The organism is Bradyrhizobium sp. NBAIM01 (assembly GCF_020194115.1).
Lineage (GTDB): Bacteria > Pseudomonadota > Alphaproteobacteria > Rhizobiales > Xanthobacteraceae > Bradyrhizobium > Bradyrhizobium yuanmingense.
Genome location: NZ_JADYVU010000014.1, coordinates 1 through 15,496 on the forward strand (window position 1 = coordinate 1; position 15,496 = coordinate 15,496).

The following is a 15,496-nucleotide window of genomic DNA, read 5'->3' on the forward strand; positions in this document are numbered from 1 at the left end:
CCCGCGGCCTCCCCCTCGCCTGCAGCGAGCGCCTCACCCGCTCCTGCAGCCTCGCCACCGCCCGCCGCCAGCGCCTCGCCCAGCCCGCCGCCGGCCGCCGCCGCGACCCCCGCCCCGGTTCAGACCGCCGATCCCTTTGGCCTCGAGACCATGCTCGAGTCGAAGAAGGTCGTGATGGTCAAGGGCACCGCCAATTGGGACTCCGCCTTCGACACGCTGATCGACGCCTTCAAGGCGTTGAACACGCTGCTCGACAAGCAGGGCATCAAGCCATCGGGCAATTCGATGATCGTCTACACATCGACGGACGATACCGGCTTCACCTTTCTTGCCCAGATCCCGGTCGATCAGGACCCGAAGAACCTGTCCAAGGACATGAGCATCGGCAAATCGCCTGAAGGCAAGGCGCTGAAATTCGTCCATCGCGGCTCCTACGACAACATGGACAATACGTATGAGGCGATCACCAATCACCTCGACGACAAGAGGCTGGAAGCCAAGGACACCTTCATCGAGGAGTACCTCACCGATCCCCTAAAGACGTCCGAGGACAAGCTCGTGATCAATGTTTTCGTGCCACTGAAGTGAGACTGATGAAAAAGCCTGCCCTACTCGCCGCCGCCCTCGCCGCCACGCTACTCGCCGCGCCCGCGCGCGCCGAGGATTTTCCCTCCGCAATCTCGGTGAGCGGCGAAGCCTCCGTGTCCGCGGCGCCCGATCTCGCGCAAATCGATGCCGGCGTCGCCAACGACGCCAAGACAGCGAAAGAGGCCTCCGATGGCAACAACGCCGCGATGGGCAAGGTGCTGCTGGCGCTGAAGAGCGCAGGCATCGCCGAGAAGGATTACCAGACCTCGCGGCTGTCGCTGCAGCCGCAATACGGCCAGAACAAATCCACCGGCGCCTCGCCGGTGGTCGGCTTCCGCGCGAGCAACCGCGTCACCGTCAAGATCCGCGACGTGACCAAGGTGGCCGGCATCATCGACACGCTGGTCAGCGCCGGCGCCAACGACATCGGCAACATCTCCTTCGAGGTGACGCAGGCCTCGAAGCTGCTTGACGATGCGCGCGAGCAGGCGGTGGCCGACGCGCGGCGCAAGGCGGAGATTTACGCGAAGGCCGCCGGTGTGACGCTGGGCGCGCCGCTCAGCGTCACCGAGGGCGGCGGCCCGGTGCCGCTGTTCAAGGGCCGCATGGCCGAACGGATGGCCGCCGCCCCACAGGCCGCGGTCGCGCCGGGCGAGGAGACGCTGACGGTGACGGTGAATGTGAGCTGGGCGATCAAGCCGGGGCAGTAGCCGCTTTCGTAAGAGGCGCATCGTCGCAATACCAATGGGCCGACGACCCGATCATACGTGCGGCGGCAGGGATAGCATCGTTGCCCGATCAATCATTCACGCTGATATCAGTAAAAAGGAACCCCGCCGGCGTCTTGGTAAAGACGAAGATGAGCTCGCCGCAGAAGACGAAGTAACTGTCGTTCTTATAGTCATCGCGATCGTAGACGGCCTTGCCGCGCTGGATACACGCGCGATTTCTCGCCGTGAACGAGGTCCGATAGGTCTTGGCGCCAAATTGCGCGGCGTCGCGAATTGCGTTGTCGTTCATGAACGCAATCGTGTCATACCGGCGACGGCGGCGGAATCGTTTGCCTTCAGCGCCGCGCGAAACTTCTCGATGAAGCCATCGAATTCCTTCTGCAAGGCAGGAGAAGCGACGGCGTTCTTCGCCTGGGCGACGGCCGGAGCAAGGTTCACGAGAGCGGTTGCAAGCACAATTCTCAGCAAAAATCCCACAGGCCGGCTCCATCCATCGATTAATAAAGGTCTTCCGACCAAAAGAAATCCATGGTGCTTTGTTGCGTCATGGGCTTTCTGGTTCAACGGCGCAGAACCGCACGCACCTGCCGCAATGGGAGCAAAGCGGACATTGCTTTCGTCGCATCAAGCCGCCGGGTTTATGGATACACGACCTAAATCTCCACCACCTGCCCCGGCAGCATCGCCACGAATCTTTCCTGCGGAATCTTCGCGGCATCCAGCGCCTCGACCAGCGCTGTCGCCGGCGCGTCGATCGCTTCGTCCGTCAGTTGGAACGTGCCGTGGTGATGCCCGAGCGCTTGCTCGGCGCCGCAATCGGCCAGCGCCTTCACCGCATCTTCGGGGTTCATGTGCTGGTCGCGCATGAACCAGCGCGGCTCGTAGGCGCCGATCGGGAGGATCGCCAGGCGCAGCTTGCCGTGCTTCTCGGCGACGCGGCGGAAATGGCGGCCATCGCCGTAGCCGGAATCGCAGACCACGTAGATCTTCCCGGCCGGCGTCTCCAGGACAAAGCTCGCCCACAGCGCCTTGTTGCGGTCGAACAGGCCGCGCGCGGTCCAGTGCCTTGTCGGCACTAAATGCACCGCGACGCCTTCGCCGAGTTCGACGCGATCATGCCAGTCGAACGCCTCCACCTTGATGCCGGGATCCCAGCTGCGCATGGTGACGTCGTTGCCGAGCGGGGTGACCACGCGCGGGGCGAAATTCTTGGTGAGCCGCAACAGCGTCGCGATGTCGAGATGGTCGTAATGGCCGTGCGAGACCAGCACGACGTCGATCTTCGGCAGCTTCTGGAAGGCGATGCCGGGGTCGTTGTGCCGCTTCGGCCCGGCGAAGGCGACCGGCGAGACCCGCTCCGACCAGACCGGATCGACCAGGATGTTGAGGCCGCCGGCCTGGATCAGCCAGCTGGCATGACCGACGAAGGAGAGCCGCACCTTGTCGCCGTCAACGCGCGCCGGCGGGGTGTCGGCATGGGGACTGGGCGCCCAATCCGGCCAAGTCGCCCGCTGCCGCTTGCCGCCGAGCTGCCAGCGCAGCACCTCGCGCAGCGATTTCGGCGGCGCCCCGTCCGGATCGAAGAAGGTCAGGCCGTCGAAATGATCGGAGGCGGGGCCGTCATAGGTTTTCATGCTGGACATCCAGAGGGAGGGGACGCCGACCAGCGCACCGGTTCCGGCGAATAGTCCGAAAAGGCGGCGGCGGGTGATCGGCACGGCGGGCTTCTAGGGATGGTTGGAGGGGTAAGACATCACCGCCTATATGGGCGGGGCTGGCGGAAAAGGAACCTGCGACAAAAGGATCACGTTTTCAAAACCTTGGCTTACCGAGGGCGGGCCGACACCCTAAGTTTCCTTGACTTTTGAGCGGGAGCGGCGTTTAACCCGGCCACTTTCTCGGAAAGGCTTTCTTTTCGACCCGCCGACCGGCCTCGAGGCCGGAGGTCAACGCCCGACAGCGCTGTGCGCCCTCGGGCGCAAAGGTGTTTGGAAGATGCTTATCCAGGAAGGTGTCATCGCCCGACTTGATCGGGCGATCCAGTATCCCAGAGGCGGCTCGGCTTGAACTGAGGTGCTGCGGCGTACTGGATGCCCCGCCTTCGCGGGGCATGACAGCGGTGAGTTACGGAGCGCTCTTCCCATCGGGAAGACAGCAACAGGACAACGGCATTGTTCGACAATCTGTCGGAACGGCTTGGTGGCATTCTCGATCGTCTGACGGGGCGCGGTGCGCTGACCGAAAAGGACGTCGACGCCGCGATGCGCGAGGTGCGCCGCGCGCTGCTGGAGGCCGACGTCGCGCTGGAAGTCGTGCGCAGCTTCACCGAGCGCGTGCGCGAACAGGCGATCGGCGCCACAGTCGTCAAGTCGGTCACCCCCGGCCAGATGGTGGTGAAGATCGTCCATGACGAGCTGGTCAACACGCTGGGCGCAGAAGGCCAGACCATCGACGTCAATTCCGTGCCGCCGGTGCCGATCATGATGGTCGGCCTGCAGGGCTCCGGTAAGACCACCACCACCGCCAAGCTCGCCCGCCGCCTGGTCCAGCGCGACAAGCGCAAGGTCTTGATGGCCTCGCTCGACGTCTACCGTCCGGCGGCGATGGAGCAGCTGGCCGTGCTCGGCCGCGACCTCGACATTCCCACTTTGCCAATCGTTGCCGGCCAGCAGCCGCCGCAGATCGCCAAACGCGCGCTGGAAGCCGGCAAGCTCGGCGGCTACGACATCGTGCTGCTCGACACCGCCGGCCGCACCACGCTCGACGAAGAGATGATGGCAGAGGCGGCCGCGATCAAAGCCGCGGCCAATCCGCATGAAGTGCTGCTGGTTGCGGACTCGCTCACCGGCCAGGACGCCGTGAACCTCGCGCGCTCGTTCGATCAGCGCGTCGGCCTCACCGGCATCGTGCTCACACGCGTTGACGGCGACGGCCGCGGCGGCGCCGCGCTGTCGATGCGCGCCGTCACCGGCAAGCCGATCAAGCTGATCGGCACCGGCGAGAAGACCGACGCGCTGGAAGACTTCCACCCGGATCGTATCGCCGGCCGCATCCTCGGCATGGGCGACGTGGTGTCGCTGGTGGAGCGCGCCGCCGCCAATATCGACGCCGAGAAGGCCGCGCGCACCGCCGAGCGCATGCGCAAGGGTCAGTTCGACCTCAACGACATGCGCGAGCAGCTGCTTCAGATGGCCAATATGGGCGGCATCAGCGGGCTGATGGGCATGATGCCCGGCATCTCCAAGATGAAGAACCAGATCGCGGCCGCCGGCATCGACGACAAGATCCTGAAGCGTCAGGTCGCAATCATCGATTCCATGACGCGCGAGGAGCGGCGTCATCCGGACCTCTTGAAGGCCAGCCGCAAGAAGCGCATCGCGGCCGGCAGCGGCCAGAGCGTCGAGCACGTCAACAAGCTGCTGAAGATGCACCGGAACATGGCCGACGTGATGAAGGCCATGGGATCGGGCAAGCGCGGCCCGCTCGCCGGCATCGCGCAGGCGATGGGCTTCGGCGGCGGCATGAAGATGCCCTCGCCCGAAGAGATGAAGGCGCTGCAGGAGAAGATGCAAGGCGCGGGCGGCGGACAAGGCCTGCCGAATCTGCCGAAGGATCTGCCGCCTGGTCTTCGCTCGGGCCTACCGAATTTGCCGGGACTTACGGGTCTCAGCGGCAAGCCGACCCTTCCGGGTCTGGGCGGCTTTCCCGGCAAGAAGAAATGAGGAATTCGTCGCACGGGATCATCAGCATCTCGCGCGGCGCGGAAATACCAATCAACCGAACAAAACGTACTTTGCAAACCACACTTTCAAGGAGAACTGAATGTCCGTCGTTATCCGCCTCGCCCGTGCAGGCACCAAGAAGCGTCCCGTCTATCACGTCGTCGTCGCCGATTCGCGTTTTCCGCGCGATGGCCGCTTCATCGAGCGTCTCGGCCATTTCAATCCGCTGCTGCCGAAGGACAACGAGACCCGCCTCAAGCTCGACATGGACAAGGTGAAGGCCTGGCTCGCCAAGGGCGCGCAGCCGTCGGACCGCGTCGCGCGTTTCCTCGATGCCGCCGGCGTCAAGAAGCGCGAAGCGCGCAACAATCCTGAGAAGGCCGTGCCGCGCAAGGAGCGCAAGGCGCAGGCCGAAGCCGCCGCCAAGGCGTAAGGCCGGATCATGTCGGCGCTGGTCTGCGTCGCGCGGATCGGCGCCGCGCATGGTGTGCGCGGTGCGGTCAAGCTGTGGACCTTCACCGAGGATCCCTTCGCCGTCCGCCGCTACGGGCCGCTGTCGACCAAGGACGGCAGGCGCCAGTTCGAGATCGCACAGGTGCGCGAGGCCAAAGATCATCTGGTCGCGACGTTCAAGGGTGTCGCGACCCGCGATGAGGCCGAGCGCCTCAACGGTATCGAGCTCTACGTTGCGCGCGAGAAACTGCCCGCGACGGACGAGGACGAATATTACCACACCGATCTGATCGGGCTCGCCGCCGTCACAACTGATGGCGATGCGCTCGGTCGCGTGCTCGCGATCCATAATTTCGGCGCCGGCGACATCATCGAGATCGCGCCGCCCAAGGGCCCGACGATGCTGCTGCCGTTCTCCAACGCGGTGGTGCCGGAAGTCGACCTCAAAGGCGGCCGCGTCGTGATCGCGTTGCCGCAGGAGATCGAGGCGGAGGATCGTGACGAAGCTTCTTCCGCGAGTCGTCCCGGCGAAGGCCGGGACCCATAACCACAGGCCGGAATTTTTCGCTAAGCTGATCGCTCCAGCCATCGCAAAACGGGCTGCGGTGGTTATGGGTCCCGGGCTCGCGCTTCGCGCGCCGGGACGACGAGACTAGGATGCAATGACCAATCCCTCACCCTGGCGCGCGACGGTGCTGACGCTGTTTCCGGAGATGTTTCCGGGGCCGCTCGGCGTGAGCCTCGCCGGCCGGGCGCTCGCGTCCGGGCTCTGGCAGATCGAGGCTCGCGACATCCGGGCGTCCGCGACCGACCGCCACCGCAGCGTCGACGACACCCCGGCCGGCGGCGGGCCGGGCATGGTGCTTCGGGCGGACGTTCTGGCCGCGGCGATCGATGCTGCCGAAATCGGGCAAGACCCGTCAAAAGCGCGGCCCCGCCTGCTCATGAGCCCCCGGGGTCGGCCATTGACCCAGGCGCGCGTCACCGAGCTCGCCGAGGGCCCCGGCCCCCTGATCGTCTGCGGGCGGTTCGAGGGGGTGGACCAGCGGGTGATCGACGCTCGGGGCCTGGAGGAGGTCTCGATCGGCGATTACGTGCTCTCCGGGGGCGAAATCGCAGCTTTAGCCCTCATCGACGCCTGCGTCCGGCTGCTGCCGGGGGTGATGGGCAAGGAGGCCTCGGGAACTGAGGAAAGTTTTTCGGACGGCCTGCTGGAGTACCCCCAATACACCCGCCCGCAGCTGTTCGAGGGGGTTCCGATCCCTGCTGTCCTCACCTCCGGCGACCATGCCAAGGTGGCGGCCTGGCGGCGGGCCAAATCCGAGGCCCTGACGGCCGCCCGGCGCCCGGATTTGTGGGAAAAGGCCGCGAATCGGGGGAGCGGCCAAAAAACGCCAAAAACCAAGACAGACGGGTGACAAACGCTCCGGCTTGCCTTATAGGAGCGGCCAAATCCGCAATGGCTGGATAGACGAATTTTGCGCAGCCCCCCGTTTCCAGGGCTGGGCGCGCCGATGGAGATTTACCCATGAACCTGATCAAGCAGCTCGAGCAGGAGCAATTCGACAAGCTGTCGGCCGGCAAGGACATCCCGGAATTCGCCCCCGGCGACACCGTGATCGTCAACGTGAAGGTCGTCGAAGGCGACCGCACCCGCGTGCAGGCCTACGAGGGCGTCTGCATCGGCCGTTCCGGCGGTGGCCTCAACGAGAGCTTCACCGTGCGCAAGATCTCCTATGGCGAGGGCGTCGAGCGCGTGTTCCCGCTGCTCTCCCCGATGATCGACTCGATCAAGGTGGTGCGCCGCGGCAAGGTGCGTCGCGCCAAGCTCTATTATCTCCGCAATCTTCGCGGCAAGTCGGCCCGCATCGTCGAGAAGCAGGACCGCGCTGCTGCCGTCGGCGAGTAAGCTTTCGCCACCAGGCAGGTCTTTCGAAAGCGCGGGGCTCGGCTCCGCGCTTTTTTGTTGCGTCAGCCGTGCGCGTCAAAGCACTCGCGCTTCCAATTCGGCCTGCTATATATTCCTAGAATGTTTCCAGATCTAACCAGCTTCGCCCGCATCCAGCGCATCGTCATCGACGATCGCTCGCGGCTGCCTGGCCGGTTCTTCGGACGCTTCGCGACCTCGGCAACGTCAGAGCTTAGCCGCGCAGCCTGAAGGCTGCGCTGACGATTTTGTTGCCCGCGCGCTCTGCCGCGCTCATCGCTGACACACATTCTTTGGAGCTCGAGCTCATGTCCAAGCCGACCACCCTGTACGACAAGATCTGGAACGACCATCTGGTGCACGAAGCCGAGGACGGCACCTGCCTGCTCTACATCGACCGCCATCTGGTGCACGAGGTGACCTCGCCGCAGGCGTTCGAAGGCCTGCGCGCCACGGGGCGCAAGGTCCATGCGCCCGAGAAGACGCTCGCCGTCGTCGACCACAACGTGCCGACCACCGACCGCACCAAGCCGAATCCCGACCCTGAAAGCATCGAGCAGATCAAGGCGCTGGCCGAAAACGCCAAGGAGTTCGGCATCGAATATTACAACGAGTTCGACAAGCGCCAGGGCATCGTCCACGTCATCGGCCCCGAGCAGGGCTTTACGCTGCCCGGCACCACCATCGTCTGCGGTGACAGCCACACCTCGACGCATGGCGCGTTCGGCGCGCTCGCGCACGGCATCGGCACCAGTGAGGTCGAGCACGTGCTGGCGACGCAGACGCTGATCCAGAAGAAGGCCAAGAACATGCGCGTCACCGTCGACGGCAAATTGCCGGATGGCGTGACGGGCAAGGACATCATCCTGGCCATCATCGGCGAGATCGGCACCGCGGGCGGCACCGGCTACGTGCTGGAATATGCCGGCGAAGCGATCCGTGCGCTCTCGATGGAAGGCCGCATGACGGTCTGCAACATGTCGATCGAAGGCGGCGCGCGCGCTGGCCTGGTCGCGCCCGACCAGAAGGCGTTCGACTTCCTGCGTGATCGTCCGAAGGCTCCGAAGGGCGCGGCCTGGGACGCGGCGATGCGCTACTGGGAGAAGTTGCGCTCCGATGACGGCGCGCATTTCGACCACGAGCTGCGCCTCGATGCCGCAAAGCTGCCGCCGATCGTGACTTGGGGCACCTCGCCTGAAGACGTGATTTCTGTCACCGGTATCGTGCCCGATCCTGATAAGATCGCGGACGAGGCCAAGCGCATCTCCAAGCATCGCGCGCTGAAATATATGGGCCTGACGGCGGGCACGAAGATCACCGACATCAAGCTCGACCGCGTCTTCATCGGCTCCTGCACCAACGGCCGCATCGAGGACCTGCGGGCCGCGGCGAAGATCGCGGAAGGCAAGACCGTGTCGGCGAACGTCAATGCCATGGTCGTGCCGGGCTCCGGCATCGTGAAGGAGCAGGCCGAGGCCGAGGGCCTGGACAAGATCTTCATCAAGGCCGGCTTCGAATGGCGCGAGCCGGGCTGCTCGATGTGCCTTGCCATGAACCCGGACAAGCTGAAGCCGGAAGAGCGCTGCGCCTCGACCTCGAACCGCAACTTCGAGGGCCGCCAGGGCTTCAAGGGCCGCACCCATCTGGTGTCGCCGGCGATGGCGGCAGCGGCGGCGATCGCGGGCCACTTCGTCGACGTCAGGGACTGGCGCTAAGCTGATCCCTGCAATTGTAGCAATCGCGGCAAAGCGTCGTTAATCGACGGCGCCGACGATGTCCTCGCGACGGTTTCGCGAGGACACGTCATGGCCAACAAGCCGGAATATGTCGATCTCATCAGCGAGGCCACGCGCCAGCACCGGCGGCGCGCGGCGCCCTTGCGCATCGTCGCCAAGCCCGAGGTCGAGGAGATCTCCAAGCTCAGCCGCTGGCCACCGGCGATGTTCAAGCAATGGAAGCTGGAGAACCTGATGCGGTGGAAAGCTTCGTCGTGGAAGCTGAAGGATTGGCTCTAACCAGTATCTCCGTCATGCCCGGGCTCGTCCCGGGCATCCACGAACTCTCAGCGCAAGTCCCAAGAACGTGGATGGCCGGGACATAGGCGAGCGGAAGCGACGCCGTCCTTCGGACGGCTATGCCCGGCCATGACGAATGCAGAGCCAGCAATTCACTCACGTCACCAATAGCGGTACGGATAGTGCCACCGCGGCCAGTGGCAGACGCGGCGCGGGCCGTAATAGGTCCAGATGATCCGGCAGCGGCGCGGATAAGAGTAGGAAGGATAGTAGCCGCCGACATAATAGGGCCGGTAGAAGTGACGATGCCGGAAATGGGGGCGGTGATGGCCCCAGTGCCGGTGGACCCCGCCATATCCGCCGTAGCGAAAGCCGCCATGGCGATGGATGCCGACATGTCTGTGGTGAAAGGCCGGCGCGGCGCGGAAGCCACCGCCATGGAACCCGCGGCCGATATGCCCGCCGCCGCCGCGAAAACCGCCGCCGTGAAAATGCCCGCCGCCATGCCCGCCACGGCGAACCTGCGTGACGAGATCGTCGGTCGCGGCCTTCGTCATCGGCGACGTCGCCGGATTGATCAAGGTGAGCGCTTCAGCGCGGCGCGCGCTGCCGGCCGACAGCATCAGCGTCGCGGCGGCCGCAAGCCCGAGCAAGCGCACCGAGCCGACCCGGCGGCCCAACATCCTGAGCATGGAATCCTCCCTGAATCCGGACGGCAGAGCTGCGACGTCTCGGCCGCGCATTGCCGTTCAATTGCGGTCGCTCCCGAGATCAAGTTGCGGACAGCGATGTGAACGCGCCATGAATGAACGAGGCACAGCGCCGCGCTGCGACGCCGTGCCTCGCGCGATCGCAAAGCCGACGGTCCAAGGCGGCGCCTTACCAGAAGGGCCCATAGGTGAAGACGAACGGCGCCGGCACGCCATAGGGATAGGGACGGTAATGGACAGGGCGCGCGTAGTAGCGCGGATCACGGCGCACGGCAGGCCGTGCAATGTCATAGGTTCGCGCGTGTCGTCGCACATCGAAAACCGCGATCCCTGCCGACGCCTCCGGGATCGTCGCCCTTGGCGCTGCGGACGCGCGAGGCAGCCCAGTGGCCAGCGCGACGGCAAAGGCCCATGCGATCCATCTCGCCATCACACCCTCACGAGGTCGCCGCGAAGTCAGCCCCGGCGCCAGTAGCAGCTCACGCGCGGCACGATCACCGTGCCGCTTGGCCGGTACTCCTGCACATAGGTGGCATTGCAGACCCGGACCGCGTCGGGGCCGGGATTGTAGCGGGGATAGACGCCGTCCGGGCTGTAATAGGGCGTGATGCGCAGGCGCGGCCGCTTGCGCGGCGGGGGGACATCGTCCGGCGAGACCAGTTGGGCCATCCGGATTTCGGAACTGGCGGCCTGCGCCTCGGCGCCGACGCAAAACTGCGAAAACAACCCCATGCACAGTAGAGTCAGCGCTGTTTTCGTTCGCATTTTTCCGCCCACCCTGAACCGTCCCGTTGACGACCCACGCTCCCCGTTTTGGCGGCGCCCGTCAACCTCGCCGCGCTTATAAAGCCAGATGCATCAGCGGGAAACCCGCGCTAAGAGGTGCTCATGTGGACGGAATTGAAAGCCCCTTCGCTGGCCGAAATGGAAGCGATGGCTCACGACGTGTTCGAGCGCCTGCCGGCGGAATTTCGCAAGCTTTGCGCGGGCGTGATCGTCCGCGTCGAGGACTTCCCGACCGAGGAGGTCCTGGACGAGATGGAATGCGAGAGCGAGTTCGACCTGCTCGGCCTGTTCCAGGGCGTCGGCCTGCCCCAGCAGAGCTTTGGCGACGTGGCACGGCTGCCCAACATGGTCTGGCTCTACCGCCGCCCGATCCTGGATTATTGGGCCGAGCACGACGAAAGCCTCGGCCACATCGTCCGCCATGTCCTGATCCACGAGATCGGCCACCATTTTGGTCTGTCGGACGACGATATGGCCGCGATCGAGGCTAAGGCGGAGTAGGACGCTCTCGGTCCACCTCTCCCGCACCGGGGAGAGGTGAAATTCCGATGCCGCGCCAGTTCGGCTTCAAACCCCCTACGGCAGATTAGATCTGCCGAATTCGGCCTAGGATTTCCGGCCCGATCGCGATAAATAGCCGGTTCCCTGAACCACGTGCGGGAAAGCGCAACCATGGACAAGTTCACCACGCTGGAAGGCGTCGCGGCGCCGCTGAAGATCATCAATGTCGACACCGACATGATCATTCCGAAGCAGTACCTCAAGACCATCAAGCGCACCGGACTTGGCAAGGGGCTCTTCTCCGAGCAGCGCTACAAGGACGACGGCAGCGAGAATCCGGATTTCGTGCTCAACCAGCCGGCCTATCGCAACGCGAAGGTGCTGGTCGCCGGCGACAATTTCGGCTGCGGCTCGAGCCGCGAGCACGCGCCCTGGGCGCTGCTCGACTTCGGCATCCGCTGCGTGATCTCGACCTCGTTCGGCGACATCTTCTACAACAATTGCTTCAAGAACGGCATTCTGCCGATCCGCGTGTCGCAGGAAGACCTCGACAAGCTGTTCGATGACGCCGAGCGCGGCGCCAATGCGACGCTGACGATCGACCTGCCGAACCAGGAGATCCGCGGCCCCGACGGCGGCAAGGTCAAGTTCGAGATCGACCCGTTCCGCAAGCACTGCCTGATCAACGGCCTCGACGACATCGGCCTCACCATGGAGAAGAAGGCCTCGATCGACTCCTACGAGGACAAGCTCAAGCGCGAACGCGCCTGGGCCTGATCGCAAGTTTTTGTTGAGCCCCGGTGCCGCAAGCGCCGGGGCTTTTTCTTTGTTCTGATTATCCCTTATGACTTCCCGCATGCTGCCCGAGATCGTCACCTTCTGGCATGGCCCGATGGATGCGCTGCGCCAGACCTGTCTGCGCTCGCAATTGGCTGCCGGGCACAAGGTCACGGTCTACAGCTTCGACACTATTCCCGGATTGCCGGCCGGCGTCGCGAATGCCGAGGCCGAGGCGATCCTGCCGCATGCGTTCTCCGAACGCCTGCGGCCGCCGCAGCCGGACGGCAGCTGGCGCGACTGGACCATTCTGCAATTCAGCGACTTCTTCCGCATGAAGCTGATGGCGAAGGGCCTCGGCCTCTGGTTAGATGCCGACGTGCTGCTGTTGAGGCCGGTCGAGATCGATCCGGCAAAACCCTACTTCGCCTGGGAGCGGCCGCGCCAGCTCGGCAATTCCGTGCTCTATCTGCCGCCCGCGCACGGCATCGTTGCCGCCTTCGAAGAGCTGATGGAGCAGGAGGAGCTGACGCCGAACTGGCTGTCCGTGCGCCATCGCATCACCTTCATGATGCGCCGCCTGCGCGGCGGCTCGAACCGGCTCGCCGATATTCGCGTCGCGATCTACGGGCCCGCGGCGCTCACCGCGCTCGCGCGCCGTGCCGGCGAGCTGCAGAACGCATTGCCGAAGCAATCGTTCTACGCCGTGCATGCCGAGCCAAAGCTGTTCTTCGATCCCTCGAGCTATCTTGGCCTGGTCACCGACCCCGCCATCATCGGCCTGCACATCTCGCCGAAGGGACGCGGCGGCGAGAAGCCGATTCCCGGCAGCCTGTATGCCTGGGCGGCGGAGAGATTCAGGTAGCTGCTGCGCAGGAGGTGCACTCCCTCTCCCGCTTGCGGGAGAGGGTCGGGGAGAGGGTCTCTCTGCAATGGGACAATCCCCCAGAGGAAAGAGCCCTCACCCGCGCCTTCGGCGCGACCTCTCCCGCAAGCGGGAGAGGTTGGCAACCCCGCTCTTTCCTGTTTGATCCAGCGCAACGCGCTTCTGCATCATTGTGCTTATCTCGCTCCAATTCCGACCGTCCGAATGGAGCTTTCCATGAGCACCGCAACCAGGCCCTACCCCATCGTCCAGGATCTCATCGAGTCCTTCGCGAACTGGGTGAAGCACCGCCGCGAGATCAACGAAATGCGGCAGCTCGACCGCGCCGATTTCGACCGGATCGCCAATGATCTCAGGATCGCGCCGGACGATCTGGAGGAGCTGGTCCGTCATGGCCGGCACGCCGCCGACGAGCTGCCGAAGATGCTCGAACAGCTCGGCATCAGCAGTGAGGCGCTCGGCCGCGCGCAGCCGCTGCTGCTCCGCGACCTCGAGCGGGTCTGCTCGCTCTGCAATCACAAGGGACAGTGCGACCGCGATCTCACTGAGGGCACCGCCGCGGAGAATTACCACGGCTATTGCGCCAACGCCTCGACCCTGGAGACGCTCGAGCGTGCCGACCTCGTGCCGCGGTGAGGCATTGCGCTACTCGATCCATTTCGGCGCGTAAGCCATTCCTTGGCTTTGCGCCGTATCGTGATTGATCCAGATTTCGGCGTTCTCGACGCGTAGCAGCTCGACCACCTTGGCCATCGACGCAACCGTCGCCTGCGGGTCGGCATTGAACGACGGCACGCGCATGTGCCGGAGGTTCTCCCGGTTGTGCGCGACGTCACCGCTCAGCAGCACGGCGCCGCGCCGCGGCAGCTTCACCAGCAGCGAGCAATGCCCGGGAGTATGGCCGGGCGTGAAGGTCATGCGCACCGCGCCGTCACCAAATAGGTCGTGGTCGCCATCGACAATCTCGAAAGGCCGCTCCTGCAACGCCTCGTAGTGCGGCAGTGAGTAGCCGAACTCGTCGGGGTCAGGTCCGAACATGGCTTCGAACTCGGCCCGTTGAGCGATCCATCTTGCGTTTTCGAACAGGTCGACATTTCCGATATGATCGAAATGCGCGTGAGAGAGGAGGATGGTGCCGATATCGCGGGGCCGCACCCCGATTTCATCCAATTGGTCCGCGAGAGGCCGGCGCACGATGCCGCGTATGCCGTGTGCGATGATGCGCCCTTCCGGATACTTCGCCAGCTCATCCGCTATTCCCGTATCCCAGATCAGCCACTCACCGCGGTGACGAATGAGATAGGCATTGCAGCTCAACGTCATGGGAATGCCGACATTGATGCCGGGAGAATAGATCGAACCGTCTTCGACCTCAGCAATGCCTCCGTCGAGGATGTAGATCCGGTCGATCGTCGCCATGTGAGAACTCTTCAAGCCGCCGATTCGACGCGCCGCTTCGCCTCGCGCATGTCGCGCCCAGGCGGCATGCCGAACAATCGGCAATATTCCCGCGTAAACTGCGTAACGCTTTCGTAGCCGACCCGATGAGAGGCGGTCGCGATGCTCGCGCCATCGGCCAGCATGGTGCGGCGCGCCTCGATCAGACGCAACTGCTTCTGGAACTGAAGCGGGGTCAGCGACGTGATGCTGCGAAAGTGCAGGTGAAAGGCCGAGTGGCTCATCCCCGCGGCCTTGGCGAGCCGGTCGACACGCAAAGGCTTGGCATAGTCGGCGCGAATGATCGCAACCGCACGGCCGATCCGCTGCGCATGGCTGTCGGCCATACCGAGCGCCCTGATGGCACCCCCGTGCCGACCGGCCAATAGCCAATAATGCAGCTCCCGCAGCACTTGGCTCTGGAGGATCGAGGCGGACGAGGGCCGATCGATCAGGCGCAACAACCGCAGCGCCGCATCGCTCACATCCCGCTCCGTCGGCTCGACCCGAAGCGGCTGGGACGGAACATAAGGCGCGGCCCCCATCTCGACGACCAGCCCCTCGATGACGATGGGATCGAGCTCGACGACGAGCGACAAATAGGGCACCGCGGCTGTGGCGCGCGTGATCTGGCTGACCGTCGGCACGTCGCTCGAGATCACCAGCGAATCGCCCGCACCCAGGTCGAACGACGTGGCGCCGACCGCAACACGCTTGGCACCTTGCAGCACCAGAGCGACCAGCGGCTTGGAGATCGCAAATTGGAGCGCGCTCGGCGCGGTCTCACGAATGATCGAGATGCCGGCGAAAGGCGTGCACGCAAGGCCTTTGCCGTCGGCGTGAGCTGCGGCGTAATTGCTGGCGATCTGGAGCAGCGTTTCGGTCACGGGCCCAATCTAGGCCGCGCCATGCATGCGGGCAATTGCCGAGAGGCGATCGGGCAAGAAGACGGGAGTTTCAGGC

At 64.6% G+C, this 15,496-nt stretch carries 21 protein-coding genes; 13 read left to right on the forward strand and 8 right to left on the reverse strand.

Annotated elements, in window-relative coordinates; genetic code table 11:
* Together I6F31_RS30025 and I6F31_RS30030 are read left to right on the forward strand one after the other, a co-directional pair.
* Positions 1-588 (forward strand): GyrI-like domain-containing protein (locus I6F31_RS30025; protein WP_225186551.1); only part of this gene is annotated, 588 nt, incomplete at its 5' end.
* A gap of 5 nt (positions 589-593) precedes the next feature.
* The gene (locus I6F31_RS30030; protein WP_225186552.1) at positions 594-1,298 is read left to right on the forward strand and encodes an SIMPL domain-containing protein; all 705 of its coding nucleotides are present in this window, start codon (positions 594-596) and stop codon (positions 1,296-1,298) included.
* Between the two features lie 88 nt (positions 1,299-1,386).
* On the opposite strand, the gene I6F31_RS30035 is transcribed toward I6F31_RS30030, so the two are convergent.
* The 3 genes from I6F31_RS30035 to I6F31_RS30045 all read right to left on the reverse strand — a co-directional run bounded on the left by I6F31_RS30035 (position 1,387) and on the right by I6F31_RS30045 (position 3,037).
* Positions 1,387-1,608 (reverse strand): hypothetical protein, encoded by a 222-nt coding sequence (locus tag I6F31_RS30035; RefSeq protein ID WP_225186553.1) that lies wholly within the window; start codon positions 1,606-1,608, stop codon positions 1,387-1,389.
* Positions 1,605-1,883 (reverse strand): hypothetical protein, encoded by a 279-nt coding sequence (locus I6F31_RS30040; RefSeq protein ID WP_225186554.1) that lies wholly within the window; start codon positions 1,881-1,883, stop codon positions 1,605-1,607. Before I6F31_RS30040 ends, I6F31_RS30035 begins: the two co-directional genes overlap by 4 nt.
* Positions 1,884-1,972: 89 nt before the next feature.
* On the reverse strand, positions 1,973-3,037 hold the full coding sequence (locus tag I6F31_RS30045; protein WP_225186555.1) for an MBL fold metallo-hydrolase: 1,065 nt from the start codon (positions 3,035-3,037) through the stop codon (positions 1,973-1,975).
* A gap of 453 nt (positions 3,038-3,490) precedes the next feature.
* On the opposite strand from I6F31_RS30045, the gene ffh reads away from it, so the two are divergent.
* The 7 genes from ffh to I6F31_RS30080 all read left to right on the forward strand — a co-directional run bounded on the left by ffh (position 3,491) and on the right by I6F31_RS30080 (position 9,436).
* Entirely contained in the window at positions 3,491-5,041 is a 1,551-nt protein-coding gene (gene ffh, locus I6F31_RS30050; RefSeq protein WP_036024559.1) for a signal recognition particle protein, read from the forward strand.
* Positions 5,042-5,141: 100 nt separating this feature from the next.
* Positions 5,142-5,474, forward strand: coding sequence for a 30S ribosomal protein S16 (gene rpsP / locus I6F31_RS30055; protein WP_025032875.1), 333 nt, complete (start codon positions 5,142-5,144; stop codon positions 5,472-5,474).
* Positions 5,475-5,483: 9 nt separating this feature from the next.
* Complete coding sequence (gene rimM, locus I6F31_RS30060) at positions 5,484-6,041, forward strand: ribosome maturation factor RimM (protein WP_225186556.1); 558 nt, start codon at positions 5,484-5,486, stop codon at positions 6,039-6,041.
* Positions 6,042-6,156: 115 nt separating this feature from the next.
* Positions 6,157-6,912, forward strand: a complete 756-nt coding sequence (gene trmD, locus I6F31_RS30065; protein ID WP_225186557.1) for a tRNA (guanosine(37)-N1)-methyltransferase TrmD — start codon at positions 6,157-6,159, stop codon at positions 6,910-6,912.
* Positions 6,913-7,022: 110 nt separating this feature from the next.
* A complete protein-coding gene (rplS, locus tag I6F31_RS30070; protein WP_036008895.1) occupies positions 7,023-7,403 on the forward strand; it encodes a 50S ribosomal protein L19 in 381 nt (126 codons plus the stop codon).
* Positions 7,404-7,729: 326 nt separating this feature from the next.
* Positions 7,730-9,136, forward strand: a complete 1,407-nt coding sequence (gene leuC, locus I6F31_RS30075; RefSeq protein ID WP_036024581.1) for a 3-isopropylmalate dehydratase large subunit — start codon at positions 7,730-7,732, stop codon at positions 9,134-9,136.
* A 90-nt stretch (positions 9,137-9,226) separates the two neighbouring features.
* Positions 9,227-9,436 (forward strand): hypothetical protein, encoded by a 210-nt coding sequence (locus I6F31_RS30080; protein WP_225148315.1) that lies wholly within the window; start codon positions 9,227-9,229, stop codon positions 9,434-9,436.
* 161 nt (positions 9,437-9,597) lie between these two features.
* Here I6F31_RS30080 and I6F31_RS30085 read toward each other — a convergent pair whose 3' ends face one another.
* The 3 genes from I6F31_RS30085 to I6F31_RS30095 all read right to left on the reverse strand — a co-directional run bounded on the left by I6F31_RS30085 (position 9,598) and on the right by I6F31_RS30095 (position 10,878).
* Positions 9,598-10,128 carry a hypothetical protein gene (locus I6F31_RS30085; protein WP_225135291.1) on the reverse strand — a complete coding sequence of 177 codons (531 nt, stop codon included), beginning with the start codon at positions 10,126-10,128 and terminating at the stop codon, positions 9,598-9,600.
* A 187-nt stretch (positions 10,129-10,315) separates the two neighbouring features.
* Entirely contained in the window at positions 10,316-10,576 is a 261-nt protein-coding gene (locus tag I6F31_RS30090) for a hypothetical protein (RefSeq protein WP_225135289.1), read from the reverse strand.
* A 26-nt stretch (positions 10,577-10,602) separates the two neighbouring features.
* On the reverse strand, positions 10,603-10,878 hold the full coding sequence (locus I6F31_RS30095; protein ID WP_036008907.1) for a hypothetical protein: 276 nt from the start codon (positions 10,876-10,878) through the stop codon (positions 10,603-10,605).
* 156 nt (positions 10,879-11,034) lie between these two features.
* On the opposite strand from I6F31_RS30095, the gene I6F31_RS30100 reads away from it, so the two are divergent.
* From I6F31_RS30100 to I6F31_RS30115, 4 genes are all read left to right on the forward strand, one after another.
* On the forward strand, positions 11,035-11,433 hold the full coding sequence (locus tag I6F31_RS30100; protein WP_225186558.1) for a metallopeptidase family protein: 399 nt from the start codon (positions 11,035-11,037) through the stop codon (positions 11,431-11,433).
* A gap of 171 nt (positions 11,434-11,604) precedes the next feature.
* Entirely contained in the window at positions 11,605-12,210 is a 606-nt protein-coding gene (leuD, locus tag I6F31_RS30105) for a 3-isopropylmalate dehydratase small subunit (protein ID WP_027573022.1), read from the forward strand.
* 79 nt (positions 12,211-12,289) lie between these two features.
* A complete protein-coding gene (locus tag I6F31_RS30110; RefSeq protein WP_036040796.1) occupies positions 12,290-13,075 on the forward strand; it encodes a hypothetical protein in 786 nt (261 codons plus the stop codon).
* A 237-nt stretch (positions 13,076-13,312) separates the two neighbouring features.
* Positions 13,313-13,732 carry a hypothetical protein gene (locus I6F31_RS30115; protein WP_036008979.1) on the forward strand — a complete coding sequence of 140 codons (420 nt, stop codon included), beginning with the start codon at positions 13,313-13,315 and terminating at the stop codon, positions 13,730-13,732.
* 9 nt (positions 13,733-13,741) lie between these two features.
* Here the strand turns inward: I6F31_RS30115 and I6F31_RS30120 are convergent, their stop codons facing one another.
* On the reverse strand, positions 13,742-14,515 hold the full coding sequence (locus tag I6F31_RS30120; protein ID WP_225186559.1) for an N-acyl homoserine lactonase family protein: 774 nt from the start codon (positions 14,513-14,515) through the stop codon (positions 13,742-13,744).
* Between the two features lie 11 nt (positions 14,516-14,526).
* Positions 14,527-15,420: an AraC family transcriptional regulator gene (locus tag I6F31_RS30125; RefSeq protein WP_225186560.1), complete on the reverse strand. Its 894-nt coding sequence runs from the start codon at positions 15,418-15,420 to the stop codon at positions 14,527-14,529.
* Positions 15,421-15,496 lie beyond the last annotated feature (76 nt).